24 protein-coding genes are annotated in these 23,246 nt (G+C 70.6%); 13 read left to right on the forward strand and 11 right to left on the reverse strand.

The window, feature by feature from the left end:
- Nucleotides 1-23: 23 nt before the first annotated feature.
- Nucleotides 24-1,535 (reverse strand): nucleobase:cation symporter-2 family protein, encoded by a 1,512-nt coding sequence (locus OG452_RS28265; RefSeq protein WP_327298386.1) that lies wholly within the window; start codon nt 1,533-1,535, stop codon nt 24-26.
- Between the two features lie 103 nt (nt 1,536-1,638).
- The gene (locus OG452_RS28270; protein WP_327298387.1) at nt 1,639-3,030 is read right to left on the reverse strand and encodes an amidohydrolase family protein; all 1,392 of its coding nucleotides are present in this window, start codon (nt 3,028-3,030) and stop codon (nt 1,639-1,641) included.
- Nucleotides 3,031-3,239: 209 nt separating this feature from the next.
- On the opposite strand from OG452_RS28270, the gene OG452_RS28275 reads away from it, so the two are divergent.
- The gene (locus OG452_RS28275; RefSeq protein WP_327298388.1) at nt 3,240-3,569 is read left to right on the forward strand and encodes a hypothetical protein; all 330 of its coding nucleotides are present in this window, start codon (nt 3,240-3,242) and stop codon (nt 3,567-3,569) included.
- Nucleotides 3,570-3,578: 9 nt separating this feature from the next.
- Here OG452_RS28275 and OG452_RS28280 read toward each other — a convergent pair whose 3' ends face one another.
- Nucleotides 3,579-4,256, reverse strand: coding sequence for a FadR/GntR family transcriptional regulator (locus OG452_RS28280; RefSeq protein ID WP_327298389.1), 678 nt, complete (start codon nt 4,254-4,256; stop codon nt 3,579-3,581).
- A gap of 109 nt (nt 4,257-4,365) precedes the next feature.
- On the opposite strand from OG452_RS28280, the gene OG452_RS28285 reads away from it, so the two are divergent.
- The 4 genes from OG452_RS28285 to OG452_RS28300 all read left to right on the forward strand — a co-directional run bounded on the left by OG452_RS28285 (nt 4,366) and on the right by OG452_RS28300 (nt 6,840).
- Nucleotides 4,366-5,682 (forward strand): CynX/NimT family MFS transporter, encoded by a 1,317-nt coding sequence (locus OG452_RS28285; protein WP_327298390.1) that lies wholly within the window; start codon nt 4,366-4,368, stop codon nt 5,680-5,682.
- A gap of 17 nt (nt 5,683-5,699) precedes the next feature.
- Nucleotides 5,700-5,816 carry an SGM_5486 family transporter-associated protein gene (locus OG452_RS28290; protein WP_327298391.1) on the forward strand — a complete coding sequence of 39 codons (117 nt, stop codon included), beginning with the start codon at nt 5,700-5,702 and terminating at the stop codon, nt 5,814-5,816.
- 162 nt (nt 5,817-5,978) lie between these two features.
- Nucleotides 5,979-6,191, forward strand: coding sequence for a hypothetical protein (locus tag OG452_RS28295; protein WP_327298392.1), 213 nt, complete (start codon nt 5,979-5,981; stop codon nt 6,189-6,191).
- 97 nt (nt 6,192-6,288) lie between these two features.
- The gene (locus tag OG452_RS28300; RefSeq protein ID WP_327298393.1) at nt 6,289-6,840 is read left to right on the forward strand and encodes a SixA phosphatase family protein; all 552 of its coding nucleotides are present in this window, start codon (nt 6,289-6,291) and stop codon (nt 6,838-6,840) included.
- A gap of 126 nt (nt 6,841-6,966) precedes the next feature.
- Here OG452_RS28300 and serB read toward each other — a convergent pair whose 3' ends face one another.
- The gene (gene serB / locus OG452_RS28305) at nt 6,967-8,196 is read right to left on the reverse strand and encodes a phosphoserine phosphatase SerB (protein ID WP_327298394.1); all 1,230 of its coding nucleotides are present in this window, start codon (nt 8,194-8,196) and stop codon (nt 6,967-6,969) included.
- A 273-nt stretch (nt 8,197-8,469) separates the two neighbouring features.
- On the opposite strand from serB, the gene OG452_RS28310 reads away from it, so the two are divergent.
- The gene (locus tag OG452_RS28310; protein ID WP_327298395.1) at nt 8,470-11,055 is read left to right on the forward strand and encodes an FHA domain-containing protein; all 2,586 of its coding nucleotides are present in this window, start codon (nt 8,470-8,472) and stop codon (nt 11,053-11,055) included.
- 131 nt (nt 11,056-11,186) lie between these two features.
- Here the strand turns inward: OG452_RS28310 and OG452_RS28315 are convergent, their stop codons facing one another.
- The 3 genes from OG452_RS28315 to OG452_RS28325 form a co-directional block, all read right to left on the reverse strand.
- Nucleotides 11,187-11,924 (reverse strand): transglycosylase SLT domain-containing protein, encoded by a 738-nt coding sequence (locus OG452_RS28315; RefSeq protein ID WP_327298396.1) that lies wholly within the window; start codon nt 11,922-11,924, stop codon nt 11,187-11,189.
- A gap of 263 nt (nt 11,925-12,187) precedes the next feature.
- Nucleotides 12,188-13,276, reverse strand: a complete 1,089-nt coding sequence (locus OG452_RS28320; RefSeq protein ID WP_327298397.1) for an S-adenosylmethionine:tRNA ribosyltransferase-isomerase — start codon at nt 13,274-13,276, stop codon at nt 12,188-12,190.
- A complete protein-coding gene (locus OG452_RS28325; protein WP_327298398.1) occupies nt 13,273-13,971 on the reverse strand; it encodes an SDR family NAD(P)-dependent oxidoreductase in 699 nt (232 codons plus the stop codon). Before OG452_RS28325 ends, OG452_RS28320 begins: the two co-directional genes overlap by 4 nt.
- A 213-nt stretch (nt 13,972-14,184) precedes the next feature.
- Between OG452_RS28325 and OG452_RS28330 the strand changes: the two genes are divergently transcribed.
- The 3 genes from OG452_RS28330 to OG452_RS28340 all read left to right on the forward strand — a co-directional run bounded on the left by OG452_RS28330 (nt 14,185) and on the right by OG452_RS28340 (nt 16,361).
- Nucleotides 14,185-15,336, forward strand: a complete 1,152-nt coding sequence (locus tag OG452_RS28330; RefSeq protein ID WP_327298399.1) for a GAF domain-containing sensor histidine kinase — start codon at nt 14,185-14,187, stop codon at nt 15,334-15,336.
- On the forward strand, nt 15,329-15,988 hold the full coding sequence (locus tag OG452_RS28335) for a response regulator transcription factor (protein ID WP_327298400.1): 660 nt from the start codon (nt 15,329-15,331) through the stop codon (nt 15,986-15,988). The genes OG452_RS28330 and OG452_RS28335 overlap by 8 nt, the downstream gene beginning before the upstream one ends.
- Nucleotides 15,989-16,121: 133 nt before the next feature.
- Complete coding sequence (locus OG452_RS28340) at nt 16,122-16,361, forward strand: chaplin (RefSeq protein WP_327298401.1); 240 nt, start codon at nt 16,122-16,124, stop codon at nt 16,359-16,361.
- A gap of 155 nt (nt 16,362-16,516) precedes the next feature.
- Here the strand turns inward: OG452_RS28340 and OG452_RS28345 are convergent, their stop codons facing one another.
- Entirely contained in the window at nt 16,517-17,305 is a 789-nt protein-coding gene (locus OG452_RS28345) for a hypothetical protein (protein ID WP_327298402.1), read from the reverse strand.
- Between the two features lie 314 nt (nt 17,306-17,619).
- On the opposite strand from OG452_RS28345, the gene OG452_RS28350 reads away from it, so the two are divergent.
- The 3 genes from OG452_RS28350 to OG452_RS28360 all read left to right on the forward strand — a co-directional run bounded on the left by OG452_RS28350 (nt 17,620) and on the right by OG452_RS28360 (nt 19,958).
- A complete protein-coding gene (locus tag OG452_RS28350; protein ID WP_164267483.1) occupies nt 17,620-18,417 on the forward strand; it encodes an ABC transporter ATP-binding protein in 798 nt (265 codons plus the stop codon).
- Between the two features lie 59 nt (nt 18,418-18,476).
- Nucleotides 18,477-18,905 carry an NfeD family protein gene (locus OG452_RS28355; protein ID WP_327298403.1) on the forward strand — a complete coding sequence of 143 codons (429 nt, stop codon included), beginning with the start codon at nt 18,477-18,479 and terminating at the stop codon, nt 18,903-18,905.
- 111 nt (nt 18,906-19,016) lie between these two features.
- Complete coding sequence (locus tag OG452_RS28360; protein ID WP_266858387.1) at nt 19,017-19,958, forward strand: SPFH domain-containing protein; 942 nt, start codon at nt 19,017-19,019, stop codon at nt 19,956-19,958.
- Between the two features lie 138 nt (nt 19,959-20,096).
- Here the strand turns inward: OG452_RS28360 and OG452_RS28365 are convergent, their stop codons facing one another.
- The 3 genes from OG452_RS28365 to OG452_RS28375 form a co-directional block, all read right to left on the reverse strand.
- Complete coding sequence (locus OG452_RS28365; protein ID WP_327298404.1) at nt 20,097-20,600, reverse strand: HNH endonuclease; 504 nt, start codon at nt 20,598-20,600, stop codon at nt 20,097-20,099.
- Between the two features lie 141 nt (nt 20,601-20,741).
- On the reverse strand, nt 20,742-21,278 hold the full coding sequence (locus OG452_RS28370) for a YbhB/YbcL family Raf kinase inhibitor-like protein (protein WP_327298405.1): 537 nt from the start codon (nt 21,276-21,278) through the stop codon (nt 20,742-20,744).
- Nucleotides 21,279-21,563: 285 nt separating this feature from the next.
- The gene (locus OG452_RS28375; RefSeq protein ID WP_327298406.1) at nt 21,564-22,346 is read right to left on the reverse strand and encodes a sporulation protein; all 783 of its coding nucleotides are present in this window, start codon (nt 22,344-22,346) and stop codon (nt 21,564-21,566) included.
- A gap of 100 nt (nt 22,347-22,446) precedes the next feature.
- On the opposite strand from OG452_RS28375, the gene OG452_RS28380 reads away from it, so the two are divergent.
- Nucleotides 22,447-23,088 carry a DNA-3-methyladenine glycosylase gene (locus OG452_RS28380; protein ID WP_327298407.1) on the forward strand — a complete coding sequence of 214 codons (642 nt, stop codon included), beginning with the start codon at nt 22,447-22,449 and terminating at the stop codon, nt 23,086-23,088.
- Nucleotides 23,089-23,246 lie beyond the last annotated feature (158 nt).

The following is a 23,246-nucleotide window of genomic DNA, read 5'->3' on the forward strand; positions in this document are numbered from 1 at the left end:
AGCTGCTGCGTTGTTCATGACGCTTACGGCGCCTCGTCCGATGTGCTGGGTATCCTGCTCTCCAGCTGTTCTTCATGTTGCATGTAATCTTCGGGCGGGTCAATGGACCGCGCAGCCCTCTTCCGGCGGCCCGGCAGCCTGAGATGGTGGAAGAACAGGTTGAGCAGTACAGCTGTCAGCGTGCCGAGGATGATGCCGCTCTCGAAGAGTGCATGCAGTTGCCGGCCCGGCATCTGATCAGCGAACTGGGGGAACGCGGTCGGCAGGAAGCCGACGCCCACGCTCGCCGCGACCAGGATCGTGTTGCGCTGGTCGCCGAGGTCGGCCTGGACCAGGATCTGCACCCCGACCACGGCGATCGTGGAGAACAGCACGATCGTCGCGCCGCCCAGCACGGAGGCCGGCATCGCGGACACCACCGCGCCCACCTTCGGTACCGCGCCCAGCACCATCATGATCACGCCGGACGCCGCGACGATCCACCGGCTCTTCACCCGGGTCAGTCCGATCAGCCCGATGTTCTGCGAATAGACCGTGCTGGGAAAGGAGTTGAGGAGACCGGCGACCATCGTCGCGAGGCCGTCCGCGCGCAGCGCCCGGGTCACCTGCCTGCCGTCCACCTCACGGCCGACGATCCTGCCCACCGCGAAGAACTGCCCGATGGACTCCACCGCGATGATGATCATCACCAGGACGACGGAGAGCACCGCGGTCGCCTCGAAACGCGGCGCCCCGTAGTGCAGCGGGGCCGTGACGCCCAGCCAGGCGGAGCCGCCGATCCCCGAGAAGTCGGTCTCGCCCGCGAGCGCGGCCACCACCGTGCCTGCGACCAGGCCGAGCAGCACCGCCACCGTGGCCAGGAAGCCCCGGGAGAACTTGTGCAGCAACAGGATCACCAGCAGGGTGGCCCCCGCGAGGCCCAGATGGACCGGTGAGCCGAAGGTGTGCTGCGACGGGTCCCCGCCGCCCACCTGCCGGGCCGCCACCGCGAGCAGGGTGATCCCGACGATGGTCACGATGGTGCCGGTGACCAGCGGCGGGAAGAACCTGACCAGCCTGCTGAACACCGGCGCGATCACGAAGAGCGCGAGTCCGGCGGCGATCACCGCCCCGAAGACGGTCGGCAGTCCGGCCTTCGCCCCGCCCGCGGCCAGCCCCACCGACACGAGCGAGGGCACCGCCGTCGTCGACGTGCCCTGCACCACCGGCAGCCGGATGCCGATCCCGGGCAGCCCCACGGATTGCAGCAGGGTGGCGAGACCGCAGGTCAGCAGCGAGGCGTTGACCAGCATCCCGATGTCCTCGGCCGGCATCCCGATGCCCTGGGCGACCAGGAGCGGCATGACGACCGCACCGGCGTAGAAGGCCAGCACGTGCTGGAGCCCGTAGACGGCCAGCCGCCAGAACGACGGCACCGCGTCGACCGGATCCGGCTCCGGCGGCTCGGCACCGCCCGCGTCCACCGGGACCGGGACCGGGTCCGGACCGGGCTCCCGGTGCCGGTCCGTACTGCCCTGAACTGCCTTGCGCGACATGTGCGTTCTCCCTCCACCCGCCGACGGCGGGGGTTGTTCACTGCGCACGTACGGGGGCCGCGGACGGGCAGCCGACAGGGAAATCGGTCGGTCGGGGGTGTGGTCAGTGGTTCCAGGGGCGGGTCAGCTCACCGAACCCGGCCCGCGTCACGAGCTGTCCGGACCGCTCCTGCGCCTCGGCCAGCAGCGCGTCCTCGTCCACCAGCAGGCAGCGGCCGTCCTCGAAGACGACCCGCCCGTCGACGACGGTCAGCTCCACGTCGGAGCCGCGCGACGCGTACACGAGAGCGGAGACGGTGCGGTGCAGCGGCACCTGGTGCGGGCGGTCCAGGGCGACCACGGCCAGATCCGCTGGGGCGCCGGCGGTCAGTACGCCGGCCCCCGTACCCGCATAGCGGCCGCCCTCCCGGGTGGCCAGCTCCAGCGCCTCCTCGCAGCGCGCGGCGGCCGGATCGAGGGTGTGCTGGCGCTGACCGAAGAGCGTCTGCTTCATCACTTCGAACATGTCCTGGCGGTGCCCGGCGCTGGGGCCGTCGGTGCCGAGCGCCACCACGGCGCCCGCCTCCCGCAGTTCGCGCAGCGGCATCACACCCGAGGCCAGATAGGCGTTGGACACGGGGTTGTGGGCGACACCGGCCCGCCGCTCGCCGATCCGGCGGATCTCGGACCCGTCCAGCCACACGGCGTGCGCGAGGGTGGTCCGCTCGTCCAGCAGCCCCTCGGCGGCCAGCCACTCGACCGGCCTGATGCCGTACGCGTCCAGATAGCTCTCCGGGTCCTTCGCCCCCTCGCTGCAGTGCGTGTGCCAGCGCGTCCCGAACTCGGCGGCCAGCGCCGCCGCCCCCCTGACCAGGTCCTGGTCCACATAGCTGAGGTTGAGGGGGGCCGGCCAGATCTCCACGGTGGAGCCGGGCGGCCGCCGCCGCATGCACTCCCGGGTGAGCTCCAGCTCCTCGGCGACGGAGTACCGGAAGAGTGCGGGAGGCAGCCCCCGCGCGAGCGCCACCGGGGTCCGGTGCCCGATCATGCCGCGGGCCACCGCGCCGCGCAGCCCCGCCGATTCGACGGCCCCCGCCACCGCGAGCACGGTCTCCGGGTCGGTGGGCGCGTAGTGGTTGTCGATGACGGTGGTGATGCCCGAGCGCAGCGCCTCCACTGCGCCGAGAGTGGCGGCGGCCCTGGCGTCGTCGGGGGTCACGGCTATGGAGTACGGCCACATGAACTCGCACAGCCAGGGCCAGATGGAGAGTCCCTCGCCCAGTCCGCGGGCGAGGGACTGGAACAGGTGGCTGTGCCCGTCGGTGAAGCCGGGGACGACCGCCCGGCCCCGGCAGTCGACCGTACGGGCCGCCTGCCACGCGGTATCGGTCTCCGCCGCCGGGCCCACCGCCGCGATGCGGTTCCCGGTGATGGCGACCGAGCCCGGTTCGTACACGGACCGCCGGTCGTCCACGGTCACCACCCGCCCGCCCGACAGCAGAAGATCGCACTCCATGGGGCCCTCCAGAGGCTCTGTGGCAGCTAGCTACGGCATACTCAACATTGCATGTAACATATTCCGACCTCTGTGCATGTCAACCCTTCTCGCCGTTACTTCCCCCGCCGCCGCCCCGGCGGTCCCGCCCGACTCGTGGAACGGGGCGAACGACCGCAGACTGATCAGGCCGGGGCACTCCCCGGCTCTCCTGGGGAGGAGGCACGGGTATGCGTTCGATCCGCTACCGGACAGCGGTCCTGCTCGTGGCCTCGGCCGGGGTGGCGGCGCTCTCGGTCCCCACGAGCGTGCAGGCGGAGCCGGCCCCGTTCGGCGCCGGCTGCCTCATATCCATCAGGGGTTCGCATACGACGGCCACCTGTCACAACAGATACGTGGGGACCGACCGGGTCGCCCTGCACGTCGAGTGCGCCCGCTGGTGGGACATCGACATGGACAGCGCGCCGGTCGAGGTCGGCCCCGCGCAGAGCGTGCGGCTCACCGGCCGCTGCTGGAAGGAGATCAGCTCGGTCTGGGTGACACACCGGCGGGCAGGGTGAACAACTCCCTCAGGCAGAAGTCCCCAGGCAGTTGGTGAACGCGTGGCTCGCCGCCTCGGCGGCCGCCAGGTCCCCGTCGCCGTTCCGGATCGCGTCGATCAGCCGGCTGTGGTCCATATACCCCTCCGGCCGCAGCTCGCGCCCCACGTCGTCCCGGAGCCAGTCGCGGAGCAGGTCGCCCAGGTCGGCGTAGAGCTCGGTCAGTACGTCGTTGTGCGAGGCGTTCACGATCGCCAGATGCAGGGTCGCGTCGGCGGCCACGAACGCCTCCGCTTCACCCGCCTCCCAGGTCCGCTCCCGCTCGGCGAGCAGTGCCGCCAGCTGCTTCATGTCCCGCTCGGTGCGGCGTTCGGCGGCCAGCCGGGCGGCCGACGACTCCAGGGTCGAGCGCAGTTCCGCGACGTGCCGCGGGTCAGCCGCGGCGAACCGGCGGTGCATCACCCCGGCCAGCTCACTGGTGGCGACCACATAGGTGCCGGAGCCCTGGCGGATGTCCAGCAGCCCGTTGTGCGCGAGGGCGCGCACCGCCTCCCGGACGGTGTTGCGGGCCACTCCCAGCTGCTCGACCAGTTCGGGCTCGGTCGGGATGCGGGCGCCGACCGGCCACTCGCCCGAGGTGATCTGGTTCCGCAGTTCGGTGATCACCTGGTCGGCGAGTGCGGAACGCCGGGGAGAGTTCAGCGCCATGGTGCTCCTCGTTCGGGGGTTGCGTCGTTCGCGGTCGCGTCGTTCGGGGTCGCGGGGCGGGAAAACCGGGATTGGACAACCAATCATCCCATGATTCTATGATGTCCTTATGCCAGACGACGAGACGAAGATCCTCGCCCCCGCTGCCGAGCCGCGCACCGCGGCGGACGCCGCCCGCCCGCAGCCCGCCGGGTGGACCGTGAAACTGGTGATCGCCGGCATCGTTCTCGCCGCCGTCAACCTCCGGCCCGCCATCACGAGTCTCGGCGCGCTCCTCGAAGAGGTGCGGGACGGCCTCGGGATGAGCGGCAGCGTCGCCGGTGTCCTCACCTCCGTACCGCCGCTCTGCTTCGCCGTCTTCGGCGTCATGTCACCCCGGCTGGCCCGCCGCTTCGGGCCGGGCGCCGTCGTCTGCGCCGGGATGGTGGCTATCACCGCGGGCCTGGTGATCCGGCCCTTCACGAGCGGTACGGCCGGCTTCCTGGCCGCCAGCGCGCTGGCCCTGATGGGTATCGCCGTGAGCAACGTGCTGATGCCGGTGATCGTCAAGCGGTACTTCCCGGACCGCGTCGGAACGATGACCGGGCTCTACTCGATGGCCCTCGCCCTGGGCACCGCCCTCGCCGCCGCCCTCACCGTGCCGCTGACCGACGGCCTCGGCGGCAGCTGGCGGCTGGGCCTCGGGGTGTGGGCGGTACTGGCCGCCGTGGCCGTACTGCCCTGGATCGCGCTCATCAAGGACCACAGCGTCACCGCGGCGAACGCGGCGGGCACGACCGCCGTTGAAGCTTCGGGCACCGCCGACCTCCCTGGCACCGCTGACGCGGCCCGGCCGCAGCCGGCCGCCCGCCGGATCACCAGCAGCCGCACCGCCTGGGCCCTGGCCTGCTTCTTCGGCCTCCAGGCCACCGCCGCGTACATCACCATGGGCTGGATGCCGCAGATCTTCCGCGACGCCGGGGTCTCGGCCGGCACAGCGGGGCTGCTGCTCGCCGTCACGATGGTGATGGGCGTGCCGCTCGCGTTCGTCATCCCCCGACTGGCGAGCCGGATGAAGAACCAGGGCCCCATCGTCATCGCCCTGGGCGCCTGCGGGCTCGTCGGTTACGCCGGTCTCTATCTGGCCCCGGCCGGCGGCGCCTGGGTCTGGGCGCTGCTGCTCGGCATCTCCAACTGCTCGTTCCCGCTTGCCCTGACGATGATCGGGATGCGGTCGCGGAGTGGCGCCGGAGTGGTCAGGCTCTCCGCCTTCGCCCAGTCCACCGGCTATCTGATCTCCATCCCGGGACCGCTGCTCGTCGGTGTCCTCTACCAGCACAGCGGCGGCTGGGGCCTGCCCATCGGGCTGATGGCCGGGCTGATGGTGCCACAGATCGCCGCCGGGATCCTCGCCGGACGGGACCGGACGATCGAGGACGAATCCTGAGATGCGAGACTGACGTCATGCCAGTGCTCGAACCGAATCCCCAGAACGGTCAGAAGAAGCTCCTGCTCGTGCTCGGAGCCATGCTCGCGGTCACGGTGATCGTCGCGATCATCGCCACGCTCGCGTCCCCCTGACCGGTACCCCTGCCCGACGCCCAGGCCCGACGGTGGTGCTAGCACCACCGTCCCCTAGGGGGCCAGGCTCAGGGTGAAGTGGGTGGGTCACCGGATGGGAGAGCGCCCCCGTACTCCGTAGGTTCAGGTACATCAGCCACCGCGAACCTCATGGAGGCGGCCATGCCGGCCCGTCCGCACACCAACCCTCCTCACCACGGCCCCGCCCGGAGCGGGATCGATGTGCGGCTGCCCTGGTGGGCCATCGCCCTGCCCGCGCTGGCCTTCGCCGTTCTGCTGCTGCTGATCACCGCGCCCGGCCAGGCGCACGCGGACACCGGCGAGGCCACCGTCACACATGTGCTGGAGCGGATCCAGCAGAGTCTGCCGAGGTAGCACAGCCCGGCCGCCGTGGCCGACCCTGTTCACTCGTGCCGGGGGAGCCTCCCAACACCCTGCGCCCGATGGTCCGATCCGTGCGAAGCTGGATTGTATGAGCGCCGTTGTGTCATCCGGGGGGACAGCCCCCGGAACCCCCGAGTCCCGCAGGATTGTCCTTCTCCGGCACGCGAAGGCCGACTGGCCCGAGGTGTCCGACCACGACCGGCCGCTCGCCGATCGCGGCCGGATGGACGCCGCCGCCGCGGGCAGCTGGCTCGCCTCCCACGCGTTCCGTTTCGACCTGACCCTCTGCTCGACCGCGGTCAGGACGCGCGAGACCTGGAAGCTGGCCGTCCAGGAACTGCCGGACCGGCCACGGACCCTCTACGAGGAGCGGTTGTACGAGGCGTCCCTCGGCGAACTGCTCGCGCTGCTCAACGAGATCCCCGACGACGTCAGCGATCTACTGGTCATCGGCCACAACCCCGGTACGCACGCACTCGCCGACGCACTGTCGGGCAGTGCCGGGGGAGCCGCGCTGACCAGGATGAACCGCAGCGGGTTCCCGACCGCGGGAGTCGCCGTCATCGAGTTCACCGGCCCGTGGAAGTCCGTCGAGCACGGCGTGGGCAGACTGACGGATTTCTGGTCGCCGCACGAGTAGGACCGGGCAACGGCCTCCCCCGCGACGAGCGGTGGAGGCCGCAAGCACGAGCACGCAAGGACCGCCCCCGGAGTACCGCCGTACGCGGCCGGGCGCCGGCCCGACCCCCGGGGGCCGGCGTGGTGGTCAGACCCCGTCGTCGACGAGGCCGTCCGCGGCCTCGACCTCTTCACGGGTGATGCCCAGCAGATAGAGCACGGTGTCCAGGAACGGCACGTTCACCGCCGTGTCGGCGGCCTTGCGGACCACGGGCTTGGCATTGAACGCGACCCCGAGCCCCGCCGCGTTGAGCATGTCCAGGTCGTTCGCACCGTCCCCGATGGCGACGGTCTGTGCCAGCGGGACGCCCGCCTGCTCGGCGAACCGCCGCAGCAGCCGCGCCTTGCCCGCGCGGTCCACGACCTCACCGACGACCCGCCCGGTGAGCCTGCCGTCGACGATCTCCAGCGTGTTGGCCGAGGCGAAATCGAGGCCGAGCCGCTCCTTGAGGTCGTCGGTCACCTGGGTGAACCCGCCGGACACGACGCCCACTTGGTAGCCGAGCCGCTTCAGCGTACGGATCAGGGTGCGGGCACCGGGCGTGAGCCGTACCTCGGACCGTACTTTGTCGACGACCGAGGCATCGAGCCCCGCGAGCAGCGCCACCCGCGCGTGCAGCGACTGTTCGAAGTCCAGCTCGCCGCGCATCGCGCGCGCCGTCACCTCCGCGACCTCCTGCTCGCACCCCGCGTGCGCGGCGAAGAGCTCGATCACCTCGTCCTGGATGACCGTCGAATCGACGTCCATCACGACGAGCCGCTGGGCGCGTCGGTGCAGACCCGCAGAGATCACGGCCACGTCCACCCCGAGCACCGACGCCTCCAGGGCGAGCGCCGTGCGCAGTGGCTCGGTCTCCACCCCGGACACCGCGAACTCCACTGCGGTCACCGGGTACTTGGCCAGCCGGAAGATACGGTCGATGTTGCCGCCCGTGGCGGTGATGCTGGCCGCTATGGCGGCGGTCGACTCAGCGGTGAGCGGGTGGCCGAGCACGGTCACATGGGAACGTCCGCTGCCCCGGGGCCGGTTGTCGCCGGTGCCGGAGATGATCTCGGTCTCCAGCCTGAGGGACTCGGCCCAGCTGTGTACGGTCGCCCGCAGCTCGCCCTCGGCGTTGCCGCTGGGGCCCGGAGCCGTGACGAGGGCGCACAGCACGATCCGGCCACGGGTGACCACCTGCTCGATGTCGACGACGTCGACGGCGTAGGCGGCGAGGGTGTCGAAGAGACCTGCGGTGATCCCGGGGCGGTCCTTCCCGAAGATCTTGACGAGGAGAGTCGGAGAGTCCGCGTGGACTGGGGGCTGCGATGCGCTCATGGTGCGTCCCACCGTATAGGTCGCGGCCGGGCCGCGGGCAGCCCGTCCCGAGGACCGGACGTCCCTGGTGGGACCGGTCGGCGGACCGGGCGCGAAGGCCCCTGGCTGCCCGGACGCCGCCCGGACCTGTGCGCCTCCACCCCATTGGTACGCGGTCGTCACACGGCCCGCCTTCCCGATGCCTCTCTGTGCCTGAAATAGTTCCCCAGGATGTTCGCCATCCCTAGACTCCCTGCAACGGGGGTACCTCGGGGGACAATAAGTGGGGCTGGAGTGCCGGAACTCGTAGTTGAACTGAATGGCAGGATCTGGACGCTCGATCCGTCCAGGTCGTACACCCTCGGCCGTGATCCGCAGGGAGACCTGCCGATCGACGACGCCAGGGTCTCGTGGCGACACGCCACTATCAGCTGGGGAGGCCGTGGCTGGCTCATTGAGGACCACGGCTCGACCAACGGCACCTTCGTGCGCGGACAGCGGATCCAGCAGCTGGAGATCGGCCCCGGTTCGGCGGTGCACCTCGGCAACGCGACCGACGGCCCGCTGCTGAGCCTGTCCGCCGCGGCGGCCGGTGCGCAGCCAGCCCAGGCTCAGGAGCCCGCGGCGATGCAGGCACAGGCGCCCGCTCCGGCGTACGCCCCGCAGGCCGCCCAGGCCCAGGGGCCGGCGTACGCCCCTCCCCAGCAGCAGGGCGCCCCGGCGGACTGGGCCCCGGCCCAGCAGCCGCCGCAGAGCGCGGCCCCGCAGGGCTGGCAGCAGCCGCAGGGCCAGACGCCCCAGCAGGACCAGGTGCCTCAGCAGGCCGGTCCGGCGGGCGGGGGCGCGGAGGCCCCGTCGGCGTACGGCGACCGCAGCCCGACCACCTTCCACCAGCTGGCACTCGGCCGGGTGATGCGCATCGGCCGTGCGCTGGAGAACGAACTGGTCGTCTCCGACCTCCAGGTCTCCCGCAACCACGCCGAGTTCGTCGCGACACCGGACGGCCGCTTCGAGATCCGTGACCTCGGATCCCACAACGGCACGTACATCAACGGCCAGCCGATGGCCAAGTCCGGTACGGCCCTGATCGGCCCGAACGACATCGTCGGCGTCGGCCACTCGACCTTCCGGCTGGTCGGCGACCGGCTGGAGGAGTTCGTCGACACCGGCGAGGTCTCCTTCTCCGCCCGCCACCTCACGGTGACGGTCGACGGCGGCAAGGACATCCTCAAGGACGTCTCGTTCGGCGTGCCCGAGAAGTCGCTCATTGCGGTCATCGGCCCGTCGGGCTCCGGGAAGTCCACCCTGCTCAAGGCGCTCACCGGCTACCGGCCCGCCAACCGGGGCGATGTCCTCTACGACAACAGGAACCTGTACAAGCAGTTCGCCGAGCTGCGCCAGCGCATCGGACTGGTCCCGCAGGACGACATCCTGCACAAGGAGCTCACGGTCCGTAAGGCGATGAAGTACGCGGCCAAGCTGCGCTTCCCCGCCGACACCACCGAGGCGGAGCGCTCCTCGCGCATCGACGAGGTGCTGCGCGAGCTGAAGCTGGACATCCACAAGGAGAAGAGGGTCGCCTCCCTCTCCGGTGGCCAGCGCAAGCGGGTCTCGGTCGCGCTCGAACTGCTGACCAAGCCGTCGCTCATCTTCCTGGACGAGCCGACGTCGGGGCTCGACCCGGGCATGGACCGCGATGTCATGCAGCTGCTGCGCGGCCTCGCCGACGACGGCCGTACGGTCCTAGTCGTCACGCACTCGGTCGCCGAACTCGCCATCTGCGACAAGCTCCTGGTGATGGCGCCCGGCGGTTCGGTCGCGTACTTCGGACCGCCCGAGGAGGCACTCAACTTCTTCGGCTACAGCAGCTGGGCCGATGTCTTCTCGGCCTTCGAGAACTACCGCGACTACGATTGGGCGGGGCGCTGGCGCGGTTCGCAGCACTACCAGATGTACGCGGCGGACATCGACTCGGTCGCCGTGCAGTCGGTCCAGATGCCGTCCGCCCAGTCGATGAAGCCGCCGAAGCCGCAGGCCTGGGGCTCCCAGCTGCTCACCCTGATGAGGCGCTATGTGTCGGTGATCGTGTCCGACAAGGGCTTCATGGCGCTCTCCCTGCTGCTGCCCGCGGTGCTGGGCACGGTCGGCGCGCTGATCCCCGCGGACTACGGGCTCGGCTTCGGGCCGCCGGCAGGGCGCCTCAGCAACGGTGACGGCGCGGTGATCCTGCTGATCCTCGCGGTGGGCGCCTGCTTCGCCGGGGCGGCCAACTCCGTACGAGAACTGATCAAGGAACGGGTGATCTACGAACGGGAACGGGCCACCGGCCTGTCGCGTTCCGCCTATCTGATGTCCAAGGTGATCGTGCTCGGCCTGATCACCCTGGTGCAGGGCGCCATCATCGGCGGCATCGGCTTCGGGATGAAGAAGGCGCCCGCCGAGGGCCTGATCTTCGCGACCTCCACCCGGGTCGAGATGACCCTGCCGATCATGGCGCTCGGCCTCACCTCGATGATGATCGGCCTGATCATCTCCTCGCTGGTGAAGACCTCCGAGAAGACCATGCCGCTCCTCGTCATGTTCGCCATCACACAGGTCGTCTTCACGGGCTGCCTCTTCACCCTGAACGGCGCCGCGGGGATCAATCAGTTCTCGTTCCTGATGCCTGCCCGCTGGGCGGTCGCCGCCGCGGGCACCACCGCGTCGCTGAACGTCCTGCTGCCCAACAAGAAGGACCTCGCCAGCACGGACCCGCTCTGGGACCACACGGTCGGTACCTGGGTGATGGACATGGGGATCCTGCTCGCCATCGGCGTGATCTGCGGTGTCGTGGTGGCGCGGCTGCTGCGCCGTCACGAGCCCGAGGTCATGCGCAAGTAGCTTCATGCCGAGCGGACCGGCAGGCAGCCAGCCAACGCCGAAGGGCGGCACCCGCAGTGTGGGTGCCGCCCTTCGGCGTGGTCCGGTGGTGCGCCGGACCCGTGTGCGACCGGTACGTGACCAGTGCCGGATCAGTAGGCGCTGTTGACGTTGTCGATCGAGCCGTAGTTCGCGGCGGCGTAGTTGGCGGCGGCGGTGATGTTGGCGACCGGGTCGTAGATGTTGAACGACGTGCCGGCGACGTGGTACGCGTTGAACGTCGGCTGGATGGTCTGGAGCAGACCCTTCGACGGGATGCCGTTCTGGGCGTTGATATCCCAGTTGTTGATGGCCATCGGGTTGCCGCTGGACTCACGCATGATGTTGCGCTCCAGGCCGTTGTACGAGCCGGGGATGCCCTTGGCCTGCATGATGGCCAGCGCGTGGCGGATCCAGCCGTCGAGGTTGTTCGCGTAGACGGGCTGGCGGGCGGCGGCGCGGCTGGCAGCAGCCTTGGCCTCCCGCTCCTTGGCCTTCGCGGCGGCTTCGGCCTTCGCCTTGGCCTTCGCGGCAGCCTCGCTCTTCGCCTTGGCGGCGGCTTCGGCCTTGGCCTTGGCGACGGCCTTGGCCTTCGCCGCTGCCTTCGCCTTGGCCGCTGCGGCCTTGGCGGCCTGGTCGGCGTGGGCCTGCTGAGTGTGCAGGCTCGCTTCCACCGTCTTGGTCTGCGAGGCGAAGGCCACCGGGGCCGCGTCGACGTGCGTGGTCTCGGCGGACGCGTTTCCGGGAACAAGCGTGAAGGCGAGCGCTGCGGCGCCGACGGCGGCCACACCACCGATCGAGTACTTGTGAGTCTTGGTCAGGCGACGAAGGCCATGGCGGTTCTCGGACATGCGGGCGTTCCTCTTCGAATAGCGGAAGTCGCGAGCGCCGGGGGCGGCGAAGCGCCCCTGGGGCGGCGACGGGAGCAATTCTTAGCGGCCGCAAAATCTTGTGGCAAAGGTGTGACGTACGATCCCGCTTAGTGGCGTGGGGAAGCTCCTGGAGTGCCGGGTGCCCGCGCGTACCCGGTCCAGGAGCCCATTAAGCATCAACTAGCGAACCTCGTAAGTGACGTGCGTCCTATGCGCGGCGTCACACTGTTCGGGCACTGAAATCACGATGCGTTGCTTCCGCAATCCGGAGCGTTAGGTTCCTCATTCGGAAGGATGAGGTGAACGTCCCCGAATTCGTGCCAGAGGTAGAGCGCCCGTACCGCTTCCGCATAGCCGCGCTCCAGAGCCTCCCGGCCCGCGATCGCCTCCAGCATCAGCAGATGCGAGGCCTGCGGCTCGTGCAGCCCGGTCAGCAGCCCGTCCACCACTCGCACCCCGCTGCCAGGCGTGACCACCAGATCCGTCCACCCGGCCAGCGCCCGCACGACGCCGTCGGCGCCGGCCGCCGTCTCCAGGGCCCGCACCGCCGTCGTCCCCACCGCGACGATCCGCCCGCCGCCCGCCTTAGCCGCGTTGACCAGCCGGGCGGTGGCCTCCGGCACCTCGAACCGTTCGGGATACGGGGTCTCGTACGCCTCCGCCGAGGCCACCCCGGTGTGCAGCACCACCGGTGCGAACTGAATCCCCCGGCTCACCAGCTCCGCGACCAGCCCGGCGGTGAAGGGCCGTGCGGCGCTCGGCATCTCCGCCGAGCCCGCCCCGTCCGGCGCGGCCAGCGCGAACACCGTCTGATACGCGGAGAGTGGCTGGTCGCGGCGGGTGTACGCGTACCGGATCGGGCGACCGTGCCGCCGCAGCAGCTCCGGCACCCCGGCCACCGACGGCCGCGCCCACCACAACCGGTCCTCACCGGCGGTCAGCGGCTCCTCCCACACGAGCCGTACGCCCCCGGGCAGTCGCACCACCGACCCCGCCGGGCCGCCCGAGCACCGCCGCGTGCTCCCGCCCGGCACCGGCTCCCGCAGCTCCACCGCCCACCGGCCGTCGTCCCCGCGGGCGGAGAAGTGCACCACGACACCGGCGCCCGCCGCTGCTGTCCCGTCGACGGCGGCGGGCAGCGTCCGCGAGGTGTTCACCACCAGTACGTCACCAGCCCGAAGCTGTGCCGGCAGCTCAAGGAAGGCGTGGTGGGAGACCTCGGTGCCGCGCGACACCATCAGCCGTACGTCGTCCCGCCCGCGACCGCGCTCCTCGGCGGGCACCGTCGCAGGCGGCCCGTCCGGGACCCGCAGCGCCTGCCGCGCACTCATCGCACCTCACCCGCCAGTGCGGGGGCCGAGTACCGCCCGCTCGCCGGCCGCTCGTCGAGCAGCCGCAGAAACGCCGGAACCACCTCCGAAGGCGCGGGCCTCTCCTCCTCGTCACCGGGCACCGCGGCCGCGTACAGATCGGTACGCATATCACCCGGGTCCACCGCCCACACCCGCAAGCCGGGCTCCTCGGCCGCGAGCACCGCCGACAACCGGTCCAGCGCGGCCTTCGACGCCCCGTACCCGCCCCACGTCGGGTACGCCTCTACAGCGGCGTCCGAACTCACCGTGACCACCGTCCCCTTGCCGGCCGCCCGCAGCAGCGGCAGCGCCTCCCGCACCAGACCGAGCGCGGCCACCACATTGGTCTCCAGCGCCGCCCGCAGCCCGTCGGGCGTCAGCTCCTCCAGGCGTACGAGCGGCTCGGCGCCCAGCGCGCTCGCGTTGCTGACCAGCAGATCGAGCCCGCCCAGACCGCGCGCCGCCTCCACCAGCCGGCTCCGGTGCGCCGCGTCGCCGACATCCCCCGCCACCGCCACTACCCGCGTGCCGTACTCCGCGAGCTCCCGCGCCGCCCCGTCCAGCACTTCCGGCGTCCTCGCATCGATAACCAGGTCCCAGCCCCGTTCCGCGAGCCCCGCGGCGAGCGCCCGGCCCAGCCCTTTCGATCCGCCCGTGATGACCGCTACCGCCATGGCACGTCCCTCTTCCTTCGACTCTCCGGTCCTGCCGTCGCTTCGTGCCACCAACGTAGGAACGCGCCCCCGCCCCGCGCCTCGTCCGCGGGACGCAGGGTTCAAGGCACTTCGGCCTAGTGCCGGCGTCCCGGATGACCTGGTCCCCATGGACCGGGCCGGAGCCGTCCACAGCCCGATACGGCCCGCGCGGCCCGCCGGTACGGTGTGGCCATGTCCCATCGACCCCCCTCCGGCCTGTCCGCGGTGAGCACCGCGCTGCTCGCGATGAGCAGGCATCTGGAGGTCCGCGACGTCCTCAAGACGATCGTGGCTTCGGCCCGCGAACTGCTGGACGCCGAGTACGCCGCGCTCGGGGTCCCCGACGACCACGGCGGCTTCGCCCAGTTCGTGGTCGACGGGGTCAGCGACGCCCAGTGGAAGGCCATCGGCCCGCTCCCGCGCCAGCACGGCATCCTCGCCGCGATGCTGCACGACGAGAAGCCCCAGCGCCTCGACGACGTGCGCGAGGACCCACGCTTCGGCGGCTGGCCGAACACGCACCCCGACATGTCGGACTTCCTCGGCCTGCCCGTCCGTGACGGCGACGAGACAATCGCCGCGCTCTTCCTCGCCAACAAGCGGTGCCCCAGGCCCACCGGCCGCTGCGGGTTCACCGAGGAGGACGAGGAGCTGCTGACGATCCTCGCCCAGCACGCCGCCATCGCCCTCACCAACGCCCGTCTGTACGAGCGGAGCCGTGAGCTCACCATCGCCGAGGAACGCTCCCGGCTGGCGCACGAGCTCCACGACGCCGTCAGCCAGAAACTCTTCTCCCTCCGGCTGACCGCCCAGGCCGCTGCCACCCTGGTGGACCGCGACCCGGCCCGCGCCAAGGGCGAGCTCCAGCAGGTCGCCGACCTCGCGGCCGAGGCCGCCGAAGAACTCCGCGCCGCCGTCGTGGAGCTGCGCCCCGCCGCCCTCGACGAGGACGGTCTGATCCCCACGCTCCGGACGCACATCCAGGTACTCGACCGCGCGCACACCCCGCACGTCACCTTCCGGAGCGGGCCGGTGCGGGCGCTGCCCGCCGCCCAGGAGGAGGCGCTGCTGCGAGTGGCCCAGGAGGCACTGCACAACGCCCTGCGCCACTCGGGCGCCGGGCGTATCGATGTCGTACTGGAGGGCCGGCAGCTCGGGCCCGGTGCGGTCCTGCGGATCACCGACGACGGCAACGGATTCGAGCCGTCGGCCGTCCGGCGGGCCGGCCGGCACCTCGGTCTGGTCTCCATGCGGGACCGGGCGAGCGGTGTCGGGGGCAGGCTCAGAGTGAAATCGGCGCCCGGAGAGGGCGCCACGATCGAGATGGAGGTGCCCGGTGGCTGACACCGCGCCCAGGCCGAAGGCGGCCATCCGCGTCCTGCTCGTCGACGACCACCAGGTGGTCAGGCGGGGCCTGCGCACCTTTCTGGAGATCCAGGACGACATCGAGGTCGTGGGCGAGGCGCCGGACGGGGAACAGGGGGTGGCCGCTGCCGAGGAACTGCGCCCCGACATCGTCCTGATGGACATCAAGATGCCGGGCATGGACGGCATCGAGGCGCTGCGCAAACTCAGGGAGCTGGCGAATCCCGCCAGAGTGCTGGTGGTCACCAGCTTCACCGAGCAGCGCACCGTGGTCCCCGCCCTGCGCGCGGGTGCGTCGGGCTACGTGTACAAGGACGTCGACCCGGAGGCGCTGGCCGACGCGATCCGCTCGGTCCACGCCGGACACGTCTTGCTCCAGCCCGAAGTGGCCGGGGCACTCCTCTCCCAGGAGCCGGGCGGCGGCCAGGGGAGGGGCACCGCGCTCACCGAGCGGGAACGCGAGGTGCTCGGGCTGATCGCCGACGGACGCTCCAACCGGGAGATCGCACGGGCGCTGGTCCTCTCCGAGAAGACCGTCAAGACGCATGTGTCGAACATCCTGATGAAACTGGACCTCGCCGACCGGACCCAGGCGGCGCTCTGGGCGGTACGGAACGGGGCGGCGGGCTGAGCGGACCGTCATATTCCGGTGTGAGATTCATACCGTCGGGTGTAAGTCACCCACATGGCGTATCCGAACGGGATCTCCGCCGTTCTCCATGCGTGCTGCGGCGCCGGCCGCAGCCAGCTAGGAGGATCCTGAAATGAAGAACCTGAAGAAGGCCGCGGCCATCACCCTCGTCGCCGGTGGCATGCTGGCCGCCGGAGCCGGTGCCGCATCCGCCGCCGGCCACGCCGCGGGCACGGCGGCCGGCTCCCCGGGCGTCGTCTCGGGCAACGTCGTGCAGGTCCCGGTGCACGTCCCGGTGAACGCCGTCGGCAACACCGTCTCCGTGATCGGCGTCCTGAACCCGGCCTTCGCCAACCACGGCATCAACGGCTGACCGGACAACGGCCACCGGCCGGCCCCCCGGACACCGCGCCCCTCGGGCGCTGGTCCGGTGGGTCGTTCGGCTGTACGGCGCACTCGGCCGCGCCGGGGACGGTCCCCCGAGCGGCCCCCGTCAGCCGCGCGGGGCCGGTTGCATGAGGGCCCTGGTCAGCCGCGCCGCTCCCGCTCCTCCACATACGCGTTGTACGCCGCCACCTGCGCCCGCCGGGCCACCCGCTCAACCGGTCGCAGCGCGTTCCCCCGCGCCGCCATCTCCGACGCGCTCACCGCGCCGCCCGGCCCGTGCTCGTACGCCACCGAGACCAGCAGCCCGATCCGCCGCGCCAGTTCGAGCACCCGGACCGCGCGCGCCGGATACCCCGGCGCGAGCAGATCCCCGGCCCCCGCTTCCGACCGGGCCCGGTACGCGTCGATCGCCGCCTCGGCAGCGGGCCCGCCGCCCGCCACATCGAGACCCGAGAGCACCGCGGTCGCCTCCCGCAGCGCCTCCGCCAGCTCCCGCTCCGCCTCGCCGAGCGAGGGCACGTCGGCCGGCGGCGCCTCGCGGACCGGCAGGCAGTGCCAGACCACCTCCCGGTGCAGATCGCCCTCCGGGCCCGCCTCGTACAGCTCGGGCACCAGCCCCAGCGGCACGCCGAAGGCGGTGACCGCCTCCTCCGCCTCCAGCGCCCGCGCGTTGAACTCCGGCGGCCCACTGAGGCCCAGCGGGTGCCCCGCTGTGGGCATCGCCACCCGGTATCCGGTCGCGCCGAGCGCTCTCAGCCGCCCCAGCGCCAGCGTGAGCCCGACGGCCCCCGGCTCACCCGGCAGCCCCTCCACCCGGTGGACAGCGTCCTCGCCCACAATGGCGAGTGCGGCGTCATCCGGCGACACAATTCCGGCCAACAGGGCATTTCCCCATGAGGCCAGCCGTCCTGAGCGTGGTTCCGTGAACATAGCCCCAGCCTAGGGACTGGACCTGGGGCCTGTCGTTGGGATCAGGCCGGGCTCGCGGGGTCTGGCACGCACCCCTTCGCGTGGCCTCAATCCTCCGCCTTGCAGCTGCGCTCGGCATCCAAAGGACAAATCAAAGAGCCGAGACGAAGTGAGCGAAGCGAACGCAGTGCGCCGGACCCCGCTCCCTGATCCGGCCTGACCCGAACGACAGGCCCTAGACGTGGCTGCACTTATCAAGTGGCGTAGGTTTTCCCTGGGAGCTGCGCCCGCAGGCGCACGCGTGAACCGAGACTGCATGGGGAGACAACGCGCTCATGAGCGATGTACTGGAGCTGCTGGACGTATCGGTGGTCCGCGACGGACGTGCTCTGGTGGACGACGTCTCCTGGGCGGTGAAGGAGGGGGAGCGCTGGGTCATCCTCGGCCCCAACGGCGCCGGCAAGACCACGCTCCTCAATATCGCGTCCAGCTACCTGTTCCCGACCACCGGCACCGCGTCGATCCTCGGCGAGCAGCTCGGCAAGCCCGGCACCGACGTCTTCGAGCTCCGCCCGCGCATCGGCATGGCCGGCGCCGCCATGGCCGAGAAGATGCCCAAGCGCCAGACCGTGCTGCAGGTGGTGCTCACCGCGGCCTACGGCATGACGGCCACCTGGCACGAGGACTACGAGGAGGTCGACGAGCAGCGCGCCCGCGCCTTCCTCGACCGCCTGGGCATGACCGAGTTCCTGGACCGCAAGTTCGGCACCCTCTCCGAGGGCGAGCGCAAGCGCACCCTGATCGCCCGCGCGATGATGACCGACCCCGAACTCCTCCTGCTCGACGAGCCCGCCGCCGGTCTCGACCTCGGCGGCCGCGAGGACCTCGTACGTCGTCTCGGCCGACTGGCCAAGGACCCGTACGCCCCCTCGATGGTGATGGTGACCCACCACGTCGAGGAGATCGCCCCGGGCTTCACCCACGTCCTGATGATCCGTCAGGGCAAGGTGCTCGCCGCCGGTCCGATGGAGACCGAGCTGAGCTCCCGCAACCTCTCTCTCTGCTTCGGGCTGCCGCTCGTCGTCGAACAGCGCGGCAACCGCTGGACCGCGCAGGGCCTTCCGCTCGGCTGACCGGTTCCGCGTCCCTTGCGCACTGTCCCCGGAGGGGACTGCCGCCCTACCATGACCCCGTGGACATCGAGGCATGGGTGTGGTGGCTGATCGGCGCGGCCGGGCTGGGAATCCCGCTCGTCATCACCGCCATGCCCGAATTCGGGATGCTGGCCGTGGGAGCGGTCGCCGCATCGGCCGCCGCCGGCCTCGGCGTCGGACCGGTGCTCCAGGTCCTCGTCTTCGTGATCGTGTCCGTCGCGCTCATCGCCGTGGTGCGTCCGATCGCGAACCGGCACCGGTCTCAGCGACCTGAACTGGCCACCGGGATCGATGCGCTGAAGGGCCGTCAGGCAGTCGTCCTGGAACGGGTCGACGGCAGCGGCGGCCGCATCAAGCTGGCGGGGGAGGTCTGGTCTGCGCGGGCCCTCGACGGCGACAGCAGCTATCAGCCAGGTCAGCAGGTTGACGTCGTGGAGATCGACGGAGCGACAGCCGTCGTCCTGTGACAGAACCTCCTCTGACAGAGCTCCTCTGACAGAACCTCACACACGGCAGACCGAGGTCTGCGAAGATCATTCATCGGGAACTGCCGGCAACCGAAGGGCACGGGGAGCACGATGCCATCCGTCATCATCGTTCTGATCATTCTGGTGGTGCTGGTCTTCATCGCCCTGATCAAGACGATCCAGGTGATCCCACAGGCCAGCGCCGCCATCGTCGAACGGTTCGGCCGCTACACACGCACTCTCAACGCCGGGCTGAACATCGTCGTCCCGTTCATCGACTCGATCCGCAACCGGATCGACCTCCGGGAACAGGTCGTTCCCTTCCCGCCGCAGCCGGTGATCACCCAGGACAACCTGGTCGTCAACATCGACACGGTCATCTACTACCAGGTGACCGACGCCCGCGCCGCGACCTACGAAGTGGCCAGCTACATCCAGGCGATCGAGCAGCTCACCGTCACCACCCTCCGCAACATCATCGGCGGCATGGACCTGGAGCGGACCCTGACCTCCCGTGAGGAGATCAACGCGGCGCTGCGCGGCGTACTCGACGAGGCCACCGGCAAGTGGGGCATCCGCGTCAACCGCGTCGAGCTCAAGGCCATCGAGCCGCCCACCTCCATCCAGGACTCGATGGAGAAGCAGATGCGCGCCGACCGTGACAAGCGCGCCGCGATCCTCCAGGCCGAAGGTGTCCGGCAGTCCGAAATCCTGCGCGCCGAGGGCGAGAAGCAGTCGGCCATCCTCCGGGCCGAAGGTGAGGCCAAGGCGTCGGCGCTGCGCGCGGAGGGCGAGGCCCAGGCCATCCGTACGGTCTTCGAGTCGATCCACGCGGGTGACGCCGACCAGAAGCTGCTCGCCTACCAGTACCTCCAGATGCTCCCGAAGATCGCCGAGGGCGACGCCAACAAGCTCTGGATCGTGCCGAGCGAGATCGGCGATGCGCTCAAGGGACTCAGCGGAGCCTTCGGGAACCTCGGCGACAACGTCCCCGGGTTCAACACCGGCAAGGAGTCGCCCGCGCCGCCGGCCGCGAGGCGCCCCTCGGAGTAACCAGCCGCCGGAGTAACTACCGGTTGCAACAATCCGGCGCACCAACGCGGTGCAACGGAGAAGCCCGCCCCTGGAATTCGCTGCCAGGGGCGGGCTTCTCCGCGTACGGCGAGAGCGGCCGTTCCGCTCGTCCGGCGGTTACGCGGTCTGCGGGAGCCAGTCGGGCAGCGCCTGCCGGTCACCGGCACCGAGCGCGAGCATCATCGCGTCGGCCGGAGTCGGCACGAACGGCCTGCGCAGCAGCGGCATTCCGGCCTGGTCCGGGGTACGCGCCGCTTTACGGTGGTTGTCCTCGGCACAGGAGGCCACCGTGTTCAGCCAGGTGTCCTGGCCGCCCTGGGCACGCGGCACCACGTGGTCGACGGTGGTCGCCCGCCGCCCGCAGTACGCGCACCGGTGCTGGTCGCGGACCAGCACCCCCCGTCTCGACCACGGTGCCTGTCTTCGGAACGGCACCCGGACGTAGCGGCAGAGCCTGATCACCCGGGGCACCGGCAGCTCGACAGTGGCCGCACGCACCCGGAGCCCGGGGTGGGCCTGCTCGACCACGGCCTTGTCCTGGAGCACCAGGACCACCGCGCGGTTGAGCGTCACCGTCGACAGCGGCTCGAAGCTGGCGTTCAGTACCAGTGTGTCCCGCATGGTGCCCACCTCCGTGTGCCGGCCCACCCCCTGGCGGGACTGGGATCAACTCTGGCCGGGCACGCCACGATGGACAACGCAATAAAAAGGCCCTGCCCTGATCTCTCCAAGACCGGGGCAGGGCAAACAGACGCGCGGGCTTCAGCTTTCGGCGGGAGCCGCGTACTCGGCGATGAGCTGGGCTCGTGCCAGCGTGTGGAAACGCAGATTGAAGCCGACCGCGGCCGGCGGCGTGTCCGAGTCGATACCGAGCTGCGGGGTGTCCACCGCGTACACGGTGAAGACATAGCGGTGGTTCTCACCGGCCGGCGGGGCGGCGCCCCCGAACTCCTTCGCACCGTAGTCGTTGCGGGCCTGGACCGCGCCGGGCGGCAGCCCCTTGAACGCACCACTGCCCGCACCCGCCGGGAGCTCGGTCACGGAGGCCGGAATGTCGAACAGCGACCAGTGCCAGAACCCGCTGCCCGTGGGCGCGTCGGGGTCGAAGCAGGTCACGGCGAAGCTCCTGGTCTCCGGCGGGAAACCTTCCCACCGCAGCTGCGGCGAGGTGTTCCCCGCCGCGTACACCTGCGCGTCCTTCAATACGGCCCCCGGTGCGACGTCCTCACTCACCACGGTGAACGAGGGCACCGGCGGATGAAAGTCATGGGGGAGCGGCGGCTTGCTGAGCCCGGTCACGACGGCACCTCCTGCATCGGCTGTCAGTTCCGTATCCGACCCTAAGGGCTGTCCGGCGGGTCAGGCCGCAGACGCAGGATCCGGCACGCCCTCCCCCAAGGCCCTAAGGGCCAGGGAGGCGCCCCCATCGGCGTTGTCGTCGGTTGACGACTCCCCCCGGCCTCCGGCCGGGGCCCCCACCGCGTCGCCGCCCTCCTCAGCCTTGCAGCTGGACACACCAGACCCCGCTCAACAGCACCGAACGGGAACCGCCACCGTCCTGCGACCTGACCCGCCGGACAGCCCTCAGAGCCAGTTCCGTCTGCCACCCACATCGGCCAGCCACTGATGGAGGTATCCGGTCCAGTCGGTGTCCCGGAAGTCGTGCCGACCCACCCGGAACGCCCGGTACGAGTCGCTGCTCCCGCTGAGAAGACCTGGCTTCTTGTCCATTTCCAGTATTACGTCCATCTCGCGGTCGTCCGTGACGAAGGTCAGCTCGACCTGGTTCAGCCCCCGGTACTGCTCCGGCGGGCAGAACTCGATCTCCTGGTAGAAGGGGAGCAGCTGGCGCGTGCCGCGGATGCGGCCGCGCTCCAGATCCGCACTCACGAACCGGAAACCCAGCTCACCGAAGGCATCGAGAACGGCCTGCTGGGCGGGGAGCGGATGCACCTGGATGGGGTCCAGGTCCCCGGAGTCCAGCGCCCGCGCGATCTCCAACTCCGTCGTCACCCCTATATGCATCCCGGGCAACGACCGCCCCGCGATGTTCGTGATCGGCGTCTCCCAGGGGATTTCGAGCCCGAACGGCACGACGTGCAGGGCCCCCGCCGCTATCGTCAGATCCCCGCCCAGGCGTATCTCGGTGAACTCGATGTCCTGCTTGACCTCGTGGTCGCCGCCCTCGATCTCCACCCGGCCCTGGAGCCCCACGGAGAGGCCCTCGATCCGCTGGTCGACGGCGCCGCCCCGGATCCGCACCTCCCCCTGGACCACACCCCCCGGCACGACGTTCGCCTCGGTCAGCTCCGTCTCCACCGAAGCACCGCCGGCCCCCAAGCTCGCGAGCAGTCTCTTGAACCCCACGCCCACTCCACTCCTCATCGCTCCTTTTTGATCTTGCACCCCCATACATACGCGCCCTCCCGCGGCGACCGCCGGCCGGTCCCCAGTACGCTCGTACGCCATGAGCGCCAGCCCGGACCGTATGCCCCTGCCACGCGACTTCTTCGAACGTTCCGTACAGGAGGTCGCCCCGGATCTCCTGGGCCGCACCCTGGTCCGCCGTACCCCGGACGGGCCGATGGAACTGCGCCTCACCGAAGTGGAGGCGTACGCGGGGGAGGCCGACCCGGGATCGCACGCCTACCGTGGCCGGACGGCACGCAACGAGGTCATGTTCGGCCCGCCCGGCCATGTGTACGTCTACTTCACCTACGGCATGTGGCACTGCATGAACCTGGTCTGCGGCCCGGAGGGGATGGCGAGCGGGGTGCTGCTCCGCGGGGGAGAGGTGACAGCGGGCGCCGAGCTGGTACGCGAACGCCGCCCCTCGGCCCGGCACGACAGAGAACTGGCGAAGGGCCCGGCCCGGCTGGCGACCGGCCTGGACGTCGACCGCTCACTCAACGGCGCCGATGTCTGCGCACCGGGGGAGGCCGTGCTGTCGATCCTCACGGGTACTCCGCCCCACCCGGACCGGGTACGGAGCGGCCCCCGCACGGGAGTTGGCGGCGCGGGCGCCCACCAGCCATGGCGCTTCTGGATCGACAGCGATCCCACAGTCAGCCCGTACCGGGCGCATGTCCCACGCAGGAGGCGGACTTGACTCGGCCGGTACGCACGCCTAATGTAGTCCGAGCCGCTTGACACGGGCACTGCTATCGGAACGGCCCATCGGACCGAACCTGAGCAGCCCGAAGTGGCCAACCACTACCTACGATCTCCCTCAGCGGGTTTGATTTTCGGCGTGCCGAAATTCGAATC

Source organism: Streptomyces sp. NBC_01197, from assembly GCF_036010505.1.
GTDB lineage: Bacteria > Actinomycetota > Actinomycetes > Streptomycetales > Streptomycetaceae > Streptomyces.

What these genes read in the sequence shown, in the direction of transcription:
- serB (WP_327298394.1), bottom strand. Translation starts at nt 8,196, where the DNA reads ATGAGCGCATCGCAGCCCCCAGTCCACGCGGACTCTCCGACTCTCCTC.
- OG452_RS28380 (WP_327298407.1), top strand. Translation starts at nt 22,447, where the DNA reads ATGAGCGCCAGCCCGGACCGTATGCCCCTGCCACGCGACTTCTTCGAA.
- OG452_RS28275 (WP_327298388.1), top strand. Translation starts at nt 3,240, where the DNA reads ATGCGTTCGATCCGCTACCGGACAGCGGTCCTGCTCGTGGCCTCGGCC.
- OG452_RS28330 (WP_327298399.1), top strand. Translation starts at nt 14,185, where the DNA reads ATGTCCCATCGACCCCCCTCCGGCCTGTCCGCGGTGAGCACCGCGCTG.
- OG452_RS28300 (WP_327298393.1), top strand. Translation starts at nt 6,289, where the DNA reads ATGAGCGCCGTTGTGTCATCCGGGGGGACAGCCCCCGGAACCCCCGAG.
- OG452_RS28285 (WP_327298390.1), top strand. Translation starts at nt 4,366, where the DNA reads ATGCCAGACGACGAGACGAAGATCCTCGCCCCCGCTGCCGAGCCGCGC.
- OG452_RS28265 (WP_327298386.1), bottom strand. Translation starts at nt 1,535, where the DNA reads ATGTCGCGCAAGGCAGTTCAGGGCAGTACGGACCGGCACCGGGAGCCC.
- OG452_RS28350 (WP_164267483.1), top strand. Translation starts at nt 17,620, where the DNA reads ATGAGCGATGTACTGGAGCTGCTGGACGTATCGGTGGTCCGCGACGGA.
- OG452_RS28295 (WP_327298392.1), top strand. Translation starts at nt 5,979, where the DNA reads ATGCCGGCCCGTCCGCACACCAACCCTCCTCACCACGGCCCCGCCCGG.
- OG452_RS28270 (WP_327298387.1), bottom strand. Translation starts at nt 3,030, where the DNA reads ATGGAGTGCGATCTTCTGCTGTCGGGCGGGCGGGTGGTGACCGTGGAC.
- OG452_RS28325 (WP_327298398.1), bottom strand. Translation starts at nt 13,971, where the DNA reads ATGGCGGTAGCGGTCATCACGGGCGGATCGAAAGGGCTGGGCCGGGCG.
- OG452_RS28340 (WP_327298401.1), top strand. Translation starts at nt 16,122, where the DNA reads ATGAAGAACCTGAAGAAGGCCGCGGCCATCACCCTCGTCGCCGGTGGC.
- OG452_RS28315 (WP_327298396.1), bottom strand. Translation starts at nt 11,924, where the DNA reads ATGTCCGAGAACCGCCATGGCCTTCGTCGCCTGACCAAGACTCACAAG.
- OG452_RS28345 (WP_327298402.1), bottom strand. Translation starts at nt 17,305, where the DNA reads ATGTTCACGGAACCACGCTCAGGACGGCTGGCCTCATGGGGAAATGCC.
- OG452_RS28290 (WP_327298391.1), top strand. Translation starts at nt 5,700, where the DNA reads ATGCCAGTGCTCGAACCGAATCCCCAGAACGGTCAGAAGAAGCTCCTG.
- OG452_RS28365 (WP_327298404.1), bottom strand. Translation starts at nt 20,600, where the DNA reads ATGCGGGACACACTGGTACTGAACGCCAGCTTCGAGCCGCTGTCGACG.
- OG452_RS28320 (WP_327298397.1), bottom strand. Translation starts at nt 13,276, where the DNA reads ATGAGTGCGCGGCAGGCGCTGCGGGTCCCGGACGGGCCGCCTGCGACG.
- OG452_RS28360 (WP_266858387.1), top strand. Translation starts at nt 19,017, where the DNA reads ATGCCATCCGTCATCATCGTTCTGATCATTCTGGTGGTGCTGGTCTTC.
- OG452_RS28280 (WP_327298389.1), bottom strand. Translation starts at nt 4,256, where the DNA reads ATGGCGCTGAACTCTCCCCGGCGTTCCGCACTCGCCGACCAGGTGATC.